Genomic DNA, 12,693 nt, shown 5'->3' on the forward strand with positions numbered 1-12,693 from the left:
TTTTTTGAAGGCCACCGAGGTCTCGCCCTGTCTCTTAGGCCGAGGGCATCGTTCTCATCACTTTTGCTCACTCGAACTGAAAGCACCCCCTTCGCATGTCGAGCATCAATTAAGACAACGGCAATCCGACCCGTTTAAGTTCATGCCAGTGCCAGTTGGAGATGGCGACCGTCGTATCCGGTGCGCTCGGCGTGAGGTGGGAGTTTGCGGAGCAACTCGGTCAGTGCTCGCGGATCGGACTTCACTTCCATTGGAAGATAGGGCGTACGGACATCCACAACGTCAACAGGATTCCTGGGGCAGCGTGAACCGGAAGACGCAACCGCCCTCTGGACGCTGTTCCGACCAGATCCTCCCGCCATGGCTCTCAACGATGGTCCGGCAGATGGATAGACCGACCCCCATTCCGGTCGGCTTGCTGGTCACGAAGGGCTCGAACAGGCGCTGCGCCACATCTTCCGGCAGGCCCGGGCCAGTGTCTGACACGCTGACTTCCACCATGTCCCGCTGCGCTGGCGTGGATGCGACTGCGAGTTCCTTACGATCAGAACCCTGCATCGCTTCGATCGCGTTGCGCATCAAGTTCACCAGGACTTGTTGCACTTGTATCCGGTCGCAGACGACACGGTCTGCCAACGGGTCGATACGCAAGGCGACATTCTGCCCATGGCTCCCGACGAGAACCAGCCCGACCGCGTCGCCGACAATCTCGGACAGGCTGTCGCCCTGATGCACCACCTTACCTCGCGACACGAATTGGCGCAGCCGTCTGATGATGTCGCCGGCCCGCAGCGCCTGGTCAGCCGCATCTTTGAAAGCCGTCTCGATGAGCGGCAGGTTCTTCATTGACGGATCGGACAGCAGACGGCGAGCTCCGCTGAGGTAGTTCACAATGGCCGAAAGCGGCTGGTTCACTTCGTGCGCCAGGCTTGAGGCCATTTCCCCCATGGCGCTCAGGCGAGAGACGTGAACCAGCTCTGCCTGCAGTTCCTGCATGCGGGCCTCGTCCTTCCGCCGCTCCGTCAAATCCCTGATGAAGCCCGTGAAAAACCGCATATCTCCACTGGCCACCTCTCCGACGACAAGCTCGATTGGGAAAATGCTCCCGTCCTTGCGCTCGGCCGTAACGGTCTTCCCCTTTCCGATGACATGCCTTCGTCCAGTCGCCAGGTATCGCTGGATGTAGCTGTCGTGCTCGCCGCGGACGACAGACGGCATTAGGATGGACACGCTCCGGCCGACGACCTCCTCCGCGGCATAGCCGAACAGCTGTTCCGCCGTCCTGCTGAAGGACTCGATGACACCGTGTTCGCCGGCGATGACCATTGCGTCCGGCACGGTTTCAAGGATCGACCGTAGATTCGCCTCACGGGCAGCGAGTTCGTCGGCGCGCGTCTTCGCCCGTTCTTGGGCGCTATGGAGCCGCTGTCCGAACCACGCCAGCAACACGCATATCCCCCAATAGGCAGCGACGTTGACGCCCTCGGCAAAATCAACGCCGTCATACAAGGGCACGAACACCATGCCGCCAACGAATCCTAAAAGGGCCGCCAGTAATCCCGGACTGAACCCGCCGACCGCTGCCGCGATGACTACAGTCGGCAGAAAGAACAGGAATGGGGCGTTGACACCCAAGGAGTGCGACAGGGCAAGCCGGATCACGAACGCGGCAAAGACGAGCCCCGCTGCGAGCGTATAGCCCGAAATCCGCCTTCTCATCGCGCTACCGATCAAGCGCTGCTTTGCCGCCTCAGCCAGCGACAACGGGTCCTGGATGCGGTTCATTCTCGTGGTCATCGAGACCCTCAGGCTGCCACATCAAAGCTGTACAGGCCGTCCTAATGAAGCAGAATCTCGCCAGGAACGTTGCTCAAGATCAAACAACTTGGCTTCTGACGGAACCCGGCGGACATCCGTCAAAGGATTCCGACGGTTTGGCCCGGCAGGTAGTTCTCGATCGTACGCTCGCACAGGCACGTTGCCTCATATGCGCGGCATGAGCATTGTACGGAAAGCCATGAGAAACAGGCCGAAGCCGGCAACCCACAACATGCCTGCAAGGCTCGTTAAAGCGACGCCGTAGACGGGCAGAAATTCGACCAGGAGGCGCGACAGGCAGCAAATTGTCATCGCTACGAACGCACCAGTCGCAAGAACCGAGGTCTCGAAGGCGCGGCGGCTGTGCTTGCGGATCATGCTCGCCATGATGGCTAGAGCCATCGTGCCGATGGCGCCGATCGTCCAGGCATGAACGGCAACAGCCTCCCCTAGCCTTGCAGGGGCGAAAATGTGGATCGTCAGAAGCCCGAAACCGACGGTGATCCAGACGTACCCAATATGAAGAGCGAGAACTGACGACGACGCCACCATTCGCCATCCTTTCCACTGGGCGACTCGCATCACCTGACTGCAGGCGGCAAAGGCGCAGGCAAGGCCGGTGAATTGTGCCTGCGGCGCAACAACCCACGAACCAAGGGCGCATGCCGCCACGACCGCTGCCGCGTACTCAAGAACAGCGGAGCGATCGATGAAGATCCGGCCGTCGACGCTTTCGACGTAAGCCATGGTCAAAGCCGGCACGACCCGTCCTCCGATGACCATGAGGAGGCCGATGATCGCAGCCAGGGCTAGTCGCAGTGCAAATTCTACCTGGTAGGACGCTGCCGTGAGCACGTTGCTGCCACAGAAGATAAGCAGCAGAAATACTATCTTCAGGTTGCGGCGATCCCGGCTGGCGATCACATGTCCCGCCGCGATCAAGAGGAGCGTCAGGACCAACAACGCCGAGAGGGCAAGCCCGGCCGGATGCGACAGGAACAGGAAAGTCCCCCGGCTGCACAGCCATAGAGCGACCAGCAAATGCGTGGTGAGCGGCGACACTGCACGACGTCCTGTCCATCGAGGGAGAGCCGTCAACAGAAAACCTGTCAGGATGGCTGGAACCATCCCGAACAGAAGCACGTCACGATGCCAATCGCCGGGAGAAATCCCGGTCGAGCCCATGGCCGGCATTCCGAACGCTGAGGGCAGCCAGACCGCCGCGCCTACGATCGCGTCCAATCCCGCGATGAGAAAGAAAGGCCGAAACGGTACCGACATCCGCTTCGCATCGAAAGCGGGCACACTCCGGTCAGCAGCCATGCAACAATTCCTCTAGAGGGAGATAACTGACACGACATCCTCGTTCCGCTTCGCAACTCGCAAAAATCGGCGGTCGGAAAAAACTCAATCCAACGGCAATACCGTCAATGATCGATCTCCGTGTTTGCTCCAGCGCAAACAGGCTGCAAAATGGTCGATTATAGTCAAAAACAATTTTCGGGACCGGTCGGCCAACTGGAAAGGCGGGCTGCGTCTGTTCGCGTTGCGACCGGCCGCGAAACGTCTGCCTTGCGGTGTGCTGACGGCTAAACCGGACGCTGGCAGATTTGATTGGCCGTGCGATAGGAGCGAAGAAGATATGAAGCAGAACGTTCCATTGAGTAGCATTGATGGCGGCACCCGGAGCTTTGCCGACGTGGCCGTTATCGGTCGGTTGGCAAATTTGATCAAGGACGCCCGACTCGACTGCGAGTGCCGTTCCAGGCTCGACGAGACGCTGGCGCGATTTACGGCTCTGGAAGTCCGGCGCGCGGCACGCGAACATCTTGCCAATGCCCGCAGTCAACGCGAGCGCATAGAAGCCATTCTCTTCTTCTTGCAGGATCTCGATGAAATGGGCGCAGCCGAACGGGATCGCAGCGTCTATATGGATCTCGCACTCCTGTTTGACGATATCGCGAGCACTGCAAAGGAAGGTGCCTTCTCAATGCGGCAACTCAGTTTGTCGGCGGTGCCGACCAGGCCATAGGTGATCAACCGCAAGAGCTGGCGAGGCTGCAGGCGTCCCTACCGATCCTGTTCCGGGGATCGTCGATCGCGGTCCGAACAGAGCCTGCGGCCACCTCCGGCATGAGTGAAACTCAACACATTTCGCAAAGGAGAAATCGCGTGAAGAAATGCATGATGCCGACAGTCGCCATGATCCTCTTCGCCGCGCCGGCGCTTGCGGCGGGAATGCATTCCGGCACTCATGACGGCCATGAAATGATGATTATCGGTCACCGGGGCATGAACGCCAAAGCAGACCGTACCATCGCGATCAGCATGGTCGAGAACGAAGATGGATCAATGGCGTTCGATCCGGTTTCAGTCACCGTGAAAAAGGGCGAGACGGTGCGTCTGGCCTTCACCAATGAAGGCGAATACGACCACGAATTTGTCATGGATACGCATGAGCAGGTGATGGAGCATAGGGCCGGGATGGAGAGGCTTCCCGACATGGAACATGCCGACCTCAATGCAATCCGCGTCGGTCCCCAGGGAAAAGGTGAGATCGTCTGGACCTTCACCAGCGCCGGCCGGTTCGACTTCGCCTGCCTGATACCGGGTCATTACGAGCTTGGAATGAAGGGGGCCCTCACGGTCACCGCCAACTGAGTCCCGAGGTAACCAGATCAGGTCGATCGGCGTGTGCGACCTCTTTTCGTAGAGTTCGACATCACTGCGCAGGTCGAGGTCTTCCTATCTCGATCAGCCATTCTGGTGGCCCCGGTCTAAGGCAAACCCAGATGTGTTCGCCAGCAAAGAAGGCTCCGAACTGACGCCTGAGTTTGTCGGGATCAAAATCGAGAACGACCACGAATGTCTGACCGGGTTTGAGTCCGTCGAACATTGACAAGACGGCGGACTGCTTCCTTTCAGGTGGAAGTTTCCGTACGTCATATGTCGCGCCTTTCGGCTGCAGGAAATTCATCGCAATCCTTGCCCGTTGAGCCAATCCATCAGGACGATCACGCGGCGGCGACTTTCTTTTCGCCCCAACGCGTGAGCTTGTCGCCCGGGTCGACGCCCGCCCAGCCGACCAGCCGGGCAGCCATCTCGACGACCATTTCCTCAATCGAGGCCAGCTTGACATAGAACGGCGGTACTGGCGGTGCGATGACTGCCCCCATCCGTGCTAGTCTCAGCATCGCGTCGAGGTGCCCTTCATGGAGCGGCGCCTCGCGCGGCACGATGACCAGCCGGCGCTTTTCCTTCAAGCTGACATCGGCGGCCCTGGTGAGAAGGTTGTCGCCTAAACCGTGTGCCATAGCCGCCAAGGTCCGCATCGAACAGGGAACGACGATCATGCCATCCATTCTGAAAGAGCCGCTGGCGATGGGTGCAGCCAAGTCCTGATAGGAATAAGAGTGGTTGGCGAGGGAGGTCAGTTGGGCAAGGCCATCGGTGCCGAGCTCATGAGGGATGGCCAATCGCGCCCCCTTGGAGACGACGAGATGAGTCTCCACCCCGGCCCTGACCAGTTGACGAATGGTTTCCAGCGCGAGCACGGAGCCGGATGCACCTGTGACACCGATTATCAGCCGTTTGGTCATTGTTGCCCCTGAGCGGTCGTCTGCGAAAAAAACTCGTTCCATCGTTGGGACACCTGCTCCTCGATAGTAGCTGACATCCTCAGCTCCTTTCCCCACTCGCGAGATGTCTCGGATCCAATCTTGCGCGTCGCATCGAATCCGATCTTTCCTCCAAGTCCTTCGAGCGGTGACGCGAAATCGAGCTGGTCGATAGGAGTCCTATCCACCTGCATCAGATCGCGCGAAGGATCCATGCGGGTGGCGACCGCCCACATCACGTCCGGCCATGATCGAATGTCGATGTCGTCGTCAACCACGACGACCATCTTGGTCATCGAGAATTGTGGCAATAGGGACCAGAACCCCATCATCACGCGCCTGGCCTGTCCGGCGTACTTCTTGGCGATCGAGATAACGGCAATCCTGTAGGAGCAGGCTTCCGGCGGAAGCCACACGTCGACGATTTCCGGTATTTGTTGGCGCAGGAGCGGCTTGTAGACATCGAGCAGCGCCTCGCCGAGGACCGAGGGCTCGTCGGGCGCGCGCCCGGTGAACGTTGTCAGGTAATTTGCCCCGTCACGGACGCGGACTCGCTTGAGGTTGAATACGGGGTATCGTTCCGGCGCGTTATAATATCCGGTGTGATCGCCGAAGGGTCCCTCCAGCGCTGTCTCTGCTGGAGAGACGACACCTTCAAGCACGATTTCCGCACTGGTTGGCACGTGAAGCATGATGCTCTTGCAGGGCGCCAATCCGACCCGGCGATTGTTGATCATCCCGGACAGTGCGAGTTCCGAGACGCCTTCGGGCGCCGGCATCACCGACGCGATCAACGTGGCGGGGTCCGCCCCGATGACGACCGCCACCGGCATCTCAAGACCCCTCGCCTGCCAAATACGATGGTGTGCTGCTCCGCCTCGCATGGGAAGCCATCTTATGATCGCACGATCGCGGGCTAGCACCTGCATCCGGTATATGCCCAGATTGTATGTGCTCGGGTCGTCCTCGCCAGGCGGGCGAGTGATAACCACGGGCCACGTTATCAGGGGGCCGGCGTCTCCCGGCCAACAAGTCTGGACGGGAAGAAGCGAAAAATCTGGATCGGCGTCTCGCCACTCTCTAGGCGGGGAGACGATCTTCGGCCGCGCCACGAGTGCACCCCGCGCCATAGGCAACATCTGTCGGGCCTGACGAAGGTTCTGCGGGGCCTGAGGCGATCTCATCCACGCAAGGAGCGCGCCGAGGGTTTCTAGACCATGAAGGTCGGTGCCAAGGCCCCAAGCTACACGTTCCCGGGTGCCGAAAAGATTTGCGACGACTGGAAAGGCTGACCTGACGCCGCGATCGTCGAGAGGCGCCGTAAGGCGGAGCGCCGGGCCTTTCGAGGCAATCACGCGCCTATGTATCTCGGTCAGTTCAAGCCTTGTCGAAACAGGCACGCCAACCTCACGAAGCTGCCCGTTCCGATCGAGGAACGAAAGAAATGAGTCGAGATCTGAAAACAAGGGAAGGCAGCGGTGATGCATGGCGAAATCCGGCCCGACCGGTTCGTCGGCGACTAATTTTGCCATCAGGGCTGACGAAGAACTTTGCGCTTGCGCAAAGAGCGAACGATCCGTCCCCTCTATTTTCCCTTCTCACATCATTTCCGAGGAAGGCGATCGAGGCGAAGGGATTTCACATGGCAGGCAATCTCATCAGCGTAACTGTCGAAGCTTGGCGGTCCGTAATTTCCCTTCTTGCGGATCGCCGGCGGAGCAGGGCAGCGACAAGAGAATTCTGGGCAATGGGTTTGGATGAGTGCACAGGCATCTTGAATGACATCGGTCTATCGCGAAGCGAATTCGACGATGCCATGCGGTTGCCATACGCCTCGGAAGACCTGCTTTCTTCGGCGATGCGTTCAGCCGGCATCGATCCGGACAGTTTCCAATCGCTGCAAGCGCACCGTTTCATGTCACGCATCTGCATCACCTGCCAGCATCGTCGTCAGTGTCATAGCCAACTGGCCGCCTTCGATTTCGAAAGTCACTATCAGGATTTCTGTCCGAACAGCCAGAATTTCGCAGATCTGCTCGAGAACGGACCCCGCACGTAATCCGCCGCGAAATCCGCTTGAGCGACCCCCATATGGAAAGGATGCACTGAATGGTGGCGGGAAACACGGAACCGAGATTGCCGGCGGTCGTTGGCCATCTTTTCCCGGCCTTCGCCGGCTTGCCACTCGGGCCGCTGCTCACGCTGTCCTTGCGCTCTTTGGCCGGGCGACAGCCTCGATTGTTCGAGCGCCTCGGCGAACATCGAACAGCTTGCTATTTCATCGACCCGGTCGACCTCGCCTTCGCATTTACCGTCGTGCCGGACGCGGAGCGCTCGATCGTTCGTGTCGTCAGGAAAAGTGAGGCCGCGACATCAAGCGTCCAGATCAGGGGACCTATTCTGACACTGTTGAGCCTGCTCGACGGCACGCTGGATGGCGATGCGCTTTTCTTCAGCCGGATCATCTCGATCAGCGGCCGCACGGAGGCGGTGCTCGCGCTGAGGAACACAATCGAGGACGCCGAGCTTAGCCCCGCGGACTTACTCGGCCTGCGTGGCTTTCTAGCTCGTTTCGCCGATACGGGCATTCTCGGCGCATTGAGCGTCGCACGCCAAATGGCCGATCGCAACTCCAGACGCAAGGCACCAGTGGCATGAAAAGCGGACGCATGGAACTTGTCTGCCCGGCCGGAACCCCCGCTACGTTGAGGGCAGCCGTCCAGGCAGGCGCGGACGCAGTCTATTGCGGATTTCGCGACGAAACGAATGCCCGGAATTTCCCGGGACTCAACTTCTCCAGGGAAGAACTGGCCGAGGGCGTCCGCTTCGCGCATGACCACGGTAGCAAGGTTCTGGTCGCTATCAACACCTTCGCGCGGGTCAATGATGTCGACCTGTGGAAGAAGGCCGCGGACACGGCGGCTGAATGCGGCGCAAACGCGATCATCGCGGCGGACATCGCCGTCCTCGATCACGTCGCGAAAAACCACAAGCAAGTTCGTCTTCATCTCTCCGTACAGGCAGCGGCCGCGACGCCAGAAGCAATCGGATTCTACGCGACCAGTTTCGGCATCCGTCGCGTCGTGCTGCCGCGGGTGCTTTCTGTTCAGGAGATCGCGGCGCTCAACCGTGCGATCGAAGTGGAAACGGAAGCATTCGTGTTCGGCGGCCTTTGCGTGATGATCGAAGGCCGATGCTATCTCTCTTCATACGCGACAGGAAAATCGCCAAATCTGAATGGCGTCTGTTCGCCACCCGAAATGGTGAGTTACGACGACGAGCCGAACAGCACGGCGGCACGGCTTTCAGGGTTCACGATCGACCGCTACGAGCCTGGCGAGCCAGTGGGCTACCCCACTTTATGCAAAGGCAAATTCAAAGCCGGCGGCAAGACCTCCTATTTGTTCGAGGATCCCGTCAGCCTGAACGCCGGCGGGATGATTGCCGGGCTGAAAGCCGCCGGCGTAACCGCCTTGAAGATCGAAGGACGCCAGCGCGGCAAAGGTTACGTGACGGAAGTGGTCCATGCCTTCCGGAAGGCCGTCGACGCCGTCGGGCAAGGTGGCGACGCGATCGAGATCGATCGGATCCTTGCCGGTCAGTCGGAAGGGTCCCGGCAGACGGCAGGAGCGTACAGCAAGAAGTGGAGATAGCATCTTGTCCGCAATTGCGTTGACGCTTGGGCCGGTGTTCTTCCACTGGTCGCCTGACCGCCTCTTGGACTTCTACCGCAGGATAGCAGACGAGGCTCCGATCGACCGCGTCCATGTCGGCGAAGTCGTATGCGGCAAGCGGATGCCGTTTTCCGACCCGGCATGGCCTGAGATCATCGAACGCCTCGAGGGTGCGGGAAAGGAAGTGGTGCTGTCCACGCTGGCGGCGCCGGCAACCGTTCGAGAGCGCAGAAGCATCGCGGATCTCTGCACCGACGAGCGGCTGGTGGAGATCAACGATGTCACCGCCCTGCCGTCACGCTCCGGCAAGCCCTTCGTGACCGGTCCGTTCCTGAACGTCTACAATGAGGCTTCCGCGCGGTTCCTGATCCAGCGCGGTGCCACAACGATATGCCCACCCGTGGAATTGTCGCTCSCCGCCGTCGGCGCCATGGCCGGCGTATGTCCCGAGGCGGAATTCGAGATTTTCGTCTTCGGTCGGCTGCCGCTCGCGCTTTCCGGCCGATGCTATCACGCGCGCATCAACGGCCTTCACAAGGATTCCTGTCAGTTTATCTGCGAACGAGACCCGGATGGTCTTGCCGTCGACACGCTCGACGACCAGCAGTTTCTCGCGATCAATGGCGTGCAGACGCTCTCCAACCAGGTGCAGGCCTTCTGCCCGGCACCCGCGGATGTCACCTCCAGAAGCGTCCGGCGTATCCGCTTGTCTCCGCACACGTGCGACATGGTCGAGGTGGCGAAGACCTATAGAGCGCTTGCCGATGGGAGAGAGGATCCCAAGGGTGCCCGCTTTATCCTTTCGTGCCTCGATCTGCCCGGCAGGCTGGTCGACGGATACGCCCTTGGCAAGCCCGGATGGCAAACAACCGCTTCGATCTGAAGACGGATTTCGAACGGAAAAAATGACCCAGATTGCAATCATCACGGTGTCGGACCGTGCAAGCCGCGGCGACTACGAAGATCTTGGCGGGCCTGCCATCGAGCGCTGGCTTCGCCGTGTCGTGACGACACCCTGCGCTTTCATCCGTCGCATTATCCCCGATGGTCTCGAGAGTGTTCGGGATGTGCTCGTCGAGCTTTGCGACCAGGGCGGAGTTGATCTGATCCTAACAACGGGAGGAACCGGCCCTTCTCCGAGGGATCTTACTCCCGAAGCCATGCAGCAGGTCATCACGAAGGAGCTTCCCGGTTTTGGCGAACTCATGCGGCGGGCCAGTTCGCGGCACGTCGGCACAGCCATCCTTTCACGTCAAACAGTTGGAGTGCGCGGTCGTTCGCTGATCATAAACCTGCCCGGTAAACCGGCGTCGATCGACGTGTGTCTGAACTCCGTATTTCCTGCCGTGCCGTACTGTCTCGAACTGATAGGAGCAGCGCCAATCATAGCGGATCCAGCGATGCTCGGATGATCTCGCGCCGATATGGCCTTTAGATTTGGAGTTGTGGACAGTTATCTGATCCATAGGATCGTAGCTGCGAGAGCGACCGCAGCAAGTTCCCTGCTGTTTTCTCAAGCGAGTTGCGACGCGTCGGAACTGTTGAGCTTTGAGAAGCAACATCCGATCCGGTGGGGTTAGGCGCAATGTGAACGTCGACAGGGTATCTTTGAGTCCGCGACGGTTGTCTTGGGATGCAGCCACGGCGTCTTTGTCTGCGATCACTTGGCGCAGGCGATCGGCGTCTTAGGCAGCGTCGGCCATGACGACTTTGGCGCGCCGTCGATCAAGGGATAAGCCTGCGGCCTAACCCCGGTGGTCGGCGATCAGGATGAAGCGCACCCGGCAGGAGAGACCTCGTACGGCCCATATGGTGCTCAGGTCCCCGCGGGAACGGCCAACGGCCTGGTCGTCAGACCCCTTGTTTAGCGCTTGAAGACAGCTTGCTGCCTTGGGACCTTGGCGGTAGTGCGCGGTGGAACCCGACGTGGTCCCCTGGCTGTCCACCTTTGTGCTTCCGCGCTTCGATGGGCAATCGGCAGACAAACGGCAGCCATCGCCACACATGAACGATCCATGCCCGATTAAGGAACGCGCGCAAGAAATGCATTTTGCCCCTCTTTGTTCCAGCGCAAAGACTAGGACCTCTATCTGGACAATTCATGGTCCCAACGGCTGGCACTATTTCGCCCTCGCGACGGAGCGAAGAGTTCGCTCTGAGTTTCAAAGCCGTTGTGTTGAAAATGCATGGAGCTTCGTTATGAACACCCAATTCCCAGGTCCAGAATTATGGGAACGCACAGTCGGCGACATAGCCGCTACGCTGCCTGGCGCCACCGCCGTTTTCCGCAAATTCAAGATCGACTTCTGCTGCAACGGCGATCTCACCCTTGATGGCGCCGCGCACCGGCGCGGAGTCGATCCCGACGAGCTTGAGCGCGCGCTGGAGGCGCTTGGTACCGGCGCCGGGGACACGGCCGCACCAGCTGCGATGGACAGCGATGAACTGATCGACCACATCGAAGCCTGCTACCACGAGGCGCACCGCCGCGCTCTGCCCGAGCTCATCGCCCTGTCGCGTAAGGTTGAGGCGGTGCATCGCGAGCATCCGAAGGTGCCGGCCGGCCTTTCCGATGCGTTACGGCAGATGCAGAGCGCACTGGAGCAGCACATGGCCAAGGAAGAGGCTATTCTGTTTCCGGCAATGCGGCAGTGGGACAAAGGCAAGTTCGATATCCCGATTTCGGAACTGCGGCACGAGCACGATGACCAGGGGACCTTGCTTCGGCTCCTCGAAAGCCTCACCGATGACTTCGCCACGCCAGATGGAGCTTGCCGCTCCTGGCAGGCGCTGTACGTCGGCACGGCCCAGCTTGCCGAGGACCTGATGGAGCACATCCACCTGGAGAACAACATCCTGTTCCCGCGGTTCGCGGCAACGGAAAGCCGTGCCTAGCCGCCCAACGTTAATAGCGACTGCAGCAATGTAAATCGCTTGGCGAATCTTCGACTGACAAGCTTGGCGCTGGACCCGGTAGTCGCCGTGCTGCCACTGTTGCCGTTAACGCCAACTGGCCTACCGGTCTGTTTTTAAGCGAATGAAAAGAGGCTTAGTTCACGCATTTCAACGGGCATGGGCACCGTCCGCTATCGGCCTGAGCGATGCAATTGGCGCGGTAGGACAGCTTGGCCAAAGTCGATCATCGAGCGCCGTAACACGTTGCCGGCGGCATCAATGCTCACACGCGCGCGGCGATTGCCGTAGAAGAAGCTCAGTCGATATTCGCCCTCGTGCTCGCCAATCCCGCGTTCACAGAGAGATGTAATCTCTTGTGTTCTCAGCAGTGAGTGCACCGCCGTTGGATCGAGACGTAGCAAATCGGCAAGCAATCTTGCGTCGATGAGAATCTCGTCCGTGTCGATCTCGACTTGCATAGGTCCACCCGCGAATCAGAAAGCCTTTGACGAACCGTGGCCGGAGCCGCAACTGATCCATTCCGGAGGATCACTGGCGGGAACGATTCCCACAACGGCCGTGGGTCATCGCACGGCCACCTCCCGACATAAGATACACTAAATATATATCTTAATATTCGACATTACAAGGAATCTTGGAATGTCGCGCGGAAGCTGACGGCGCGGCCC

At 59.7% G+C, this 12,693-nt stretch carries 14 protein-coding genes and 1 pseudogene; 8 read left to right on the forward strand and 7 right to left on the reverse strand.

The features are described 5' to 3' along the window. Nucleotides 1-282: 282 nt before the first annotated feature. Nucleotides 283-1,785, reverse strand: coding sequence for a PAS domain S-box protein (locus tag ASD99_RS30830; protein ID WP_244482762.1), 1,503 nt, complete (start codon nucleotides 1,783-1,785; stop codon nucleotides 283-285). 198 nt (nucleotides 1,786-1,983) lie between these two features. Further along, entirely contained in the window at nucleotides 1,984-3,141 is a 1,158-nt protein-coding gene (locus tag ASD99_RS30835; RefSeq protein WP_056583206.1) for an NnrS family protein, read from the reverse strand. Nucleotides 3,142-3,460: 319 nt separating this feature from the next. Here ASD99_RS30835 and ASD99_RS30840 point away from each other — a divergent pair, with 319 nt between their 5' ends. Next, on the forward strand, nucleotides 3,461-3,850 hold the full coding sequence (locus ASD99_RS30840; protein WP_057145949.1) for a hypothetical protein: 390 nt from the start codon (nucleotides 3,461-3,463) through the stop codon (nucleotides 3,848-3,850). 152 nt (nucleotides 3,851-4,002) lie between these two features. Next, nucleotides 4,003-4,479 (forward strand): plastocyanin/azurin family copper-binding protein, encoded by a 477-nt coding sequence (locus tag ASD99_RS30845; protein ID WP_057145950.1) that lies wholly within the window; start codon nucleotides 4,003-4,005, stop codon nucleotides 4,477-4,479. 61 nt (nucleotides 4,480-4,540) lie between these two features. On the opposite strand, the gene ASD99_RS33005 is transcribed toward ASD99_RS30845, so the two are convergent. The 3 genes from ASD99_RS33005 to ASD99_RS30855 are packed head-to-tail and all read right to left on the reverse strand — an operon-like array spanning nucleotide 4,541 to nucleotide 6,967. Further along, the gene (locus ASD99_RS33005) at nucleotides 4,541-4,795 is read right to left on the reverse strand and encodes a DUF2249 domain-containing protein (RefSeq protein ID WP_082525283.1); all 255 of its coding nucleotides are present in this window, start codon (nucleotides 4,793-4,795) and stop codon (nucleotides 4,541-4,543) included. Nucleotides 4,796-4,832: 37 nt separating this feature from the next. Further along, the gene (locus ASD99_RS30850; RefSeq protein WP_057145951.1) at nucleotides 4,833-5,417 is read right to left on the reverse strand and encodes a UbiX family flavin prenyltransferase; all 585 of its coding nucleotides are present in this window, start codon (nucleotides 5,415-5,417) and stop codon (nucleotides 4,833-4,835) included. Next, complete coding sequence (locus ASD99_RS30855; protein WP_320410792.1) at nucleotides 5,414-6,967, reverse strand: UbiD family decarboxylase; 1,554 nt, start codon at nucleotides 6,965-6,967, stop codon at nucleotides 5,414-5,416. The genes ASD99_RS30850 and ASD99_RS30855 overlap by 4 nt, the downstream gene beginning before the upstream one ends. Between ASD99_RS30855 and ASD99_RS30860 the strand changes: the two genes are divergently transcribed. The 5 genes from ASD99_RS30860 to mog are packed head-to-tail and all read left to right on the forward strand — an operon-like array spanning nucleotide 6,880 to nucleotide 10,521. Next, nucleotides 6,880-7,494 (forward strand): hypothetical protein, encoded by a 615-nt coding sequence (locus ASD99_RS30860; protein ID WP_244497982.1) that lies wholly within the window; start codon nucleotides 6,880-6,882, stop codon nucleotides 7,492-7,494. The genes ASD99_RS30855 and ASD99_RS30860 overlap by 88 nt on opposite strands. A 50-nt stretch (nucleotides 7,495-7,544) precedes the next feature. Continuing rightward, nucleotides 7,545-8,093 (forward strand): ubiquinone anaerobic biosynthesis accessory factor UbiT, encoded by a 549-nt coding sequence (ubiT, locus tag ASD99_RS30865; protein WP_057145952.1) that lies wholly within the window; start codon nucleotides 7,545-7,547, stop codon nucleotides 8,091-8,093. Beyond that, nucleotides 8,090-9,088: a ubiquinone anaerobic biosynthesis protein UbiU gene (gene ubiU, locus ASD99_RS30870; protein ID WP_056583218.1), complete on the forward strand. Its 999-nt coding sequence runs from the start codon at nucleotides 8,090-8,092 to the stop codon at nucleotides 9,086-9,088. Before ubiT ends, ubiU begins: the two co-directional genes overlap by 4 nt. Before the next feature lie 4 nt (nucleotides 9,089-9,092). Continuing rightward, the gene (ubiV, locus tag ASD99_RS30875) at nucleotides 9,093-9,992 is read left to right on the forward strand and encodes a ubiquinone anaerobic biosynthesis protein UbiV (protein ID WP_057145953.1); all 900 of its coding nucleotides are present in this window, start codon (nucleotides 9,093-9,095) and stop codon (nucleotides 9,990-9,992) included. 22 nt (nucleotides 9,993-10,014) lie between these two features. Continuing rightward, nucleotides 10,015-10,521, forward strand: a complete 507-nt coding sequence (gene mog / locus ASD99_RS30880; protein ID WP_057145954.1) for a molybdopterin adenylyltransferase — start codon at nucleotides 10,015-10,017, stop codon at nucleotides 10,519-10,521. 41 nt (nucleotides 10,522-10,562) lie between these two features. Here the strand turns inward: mog and ASD99_RS35580 are convergent. Then, a pseudogene (locus tag ASD99_RS35580) lies at nucleotides 10,563-10,968 on the reverse strand (IS5/IS1182 family transposase); the annotation flags it as partial. A 55-nt stretch (nucleotides 10,969-11,023) separates the two neighbouring features. Here ASD99_RS35580 and ric point away from each other — a divergent pair. Beyond that, nucleotides 11,024-12,004, forward strand: coding sequence for an iron-sulfur cluster repair di-iron protein (ric, locus tag ASD99_RS30885; RefSeq protein ID WP_244497972.1), 981 nt, complete (start codon nucleotides 11,024-11,026; stop codon nucleotides 12,002-12,004). 191 nt (nucleotides 12,005-12,195) lie between these two features. Here ric and ASD99_RS30890 read toward each other — a convergent pair whose 3' ends face one another. Continuing rightward, entirely contained in the window at nucleotides 12,196-12,483 is a 288-nt protein-coding gene (locus ASD99_RS30890) for a DUF6522 family protein (RefSeq protein WP_056583227.1), read from the reverse strand. Between the last annotated feature and the right edge of the window lie 210 nt (nucleotides 12,484-12,693).

Source organism: Mesorhizobium sp. Root695 (assembly GCF_001428185.1).
GTDB lineage: Bacteria > Pseudomonadota > Alphaproteobacteria > Rhizobiales > Rhizobiaceae > Mesorhizobium.

What these genes read in the sequence shown, in the direction of transcription:
- ASD99_RS30830 (WP_244482762.1), bottom strand. Translation starts at nt 1,785, where the DNA reads ATGAACCGCATCCAGGACCCGTTGTCGCTGGCTGAGGCGGCAAAGCAG.
- ASD99_RS30835 (WP_056583206.1), bottom strand. Translation starts at nt 3,141, where the DNA reads ATGGCTGCTGACCGGAGTGTGCCCGCTTTCGATGCGAAGCGGATGTCG.
- ASD99_RS30840 (WP_057145949.1), top strand. Translation starts at nt 3,461, where the DNA reads ATGAAGCAGAACGTTCCATTGAGTAGCATTGATGGCGGCACCCGGAGC.
- ASD99_RS30845 (WP_057145950.1), top strand. Translation starts at nt 4,003, where the DNA reads ATGATGCCGACAGTCGCCATGATCCTCTTCGCCGCGCCGGCGCTTGCG.
- ASD99_RS33005 (WP_082525283.1), bottom strand. Translation starts at nt 4,795, where the DNA reads ATGAATTTCCTGCAGCCGAAAGGCGCGACATATGACGTACGGAAACTT.
- ASD99_RS30850 (WP_057145951.1), bottom strand. Translation starts at nt 5,417, where the DNA reads ATGACCAAACGGCTGATAATCGGTGTCACAGGTGCATCCGGCTCCGTG.
- ASD99_RS30860 (WP_244497982.1), top strand. Translation starts at nt 6,880, where the DNA reads ATGAGTCGAGATCTGAAAACAAGGGAAGGCAGCGGTGATGCATGGCGA.
- ASD99_RS30855 (WP_320410792.1), bottom strand. Translation starts at nt 6,967, where the DNA reads ATGGCAAAATTAGTCGCCGACGAACCGGTCGGGCCGGATTTCGCCATG.
- ubiT (WP_057145952.1), top strand. Translation starts at nt 7,545, where the DNA reads ATGGTGGCGGGAAACACGGAACCGAGATTGCCGGCGGTCGTTGGCCAT.
- ubiU (WP_056583218.1), top strand. Translation starts at nt 8,090, where the DNA reads ATGAAAAGCGGACGCATGGAACTTGTCTGCCCGGCCGGAACCCCCGCT.
- mog (WP_057145954.1), top strand. Translation starts at nt 10,015, where the DNA reads ATGACCCAGATTGCAATCATCACGGTGTCGGACCGTGCAAGCCGCGGC.
- ASD99_RS30890 (WP_056583227.1), bottom strand. Translation starts at nt 12,483, where the DNA reads ATGCAAGTCGAGATCGACACGGACGAGATTCTCATCGACGCAAGATTG.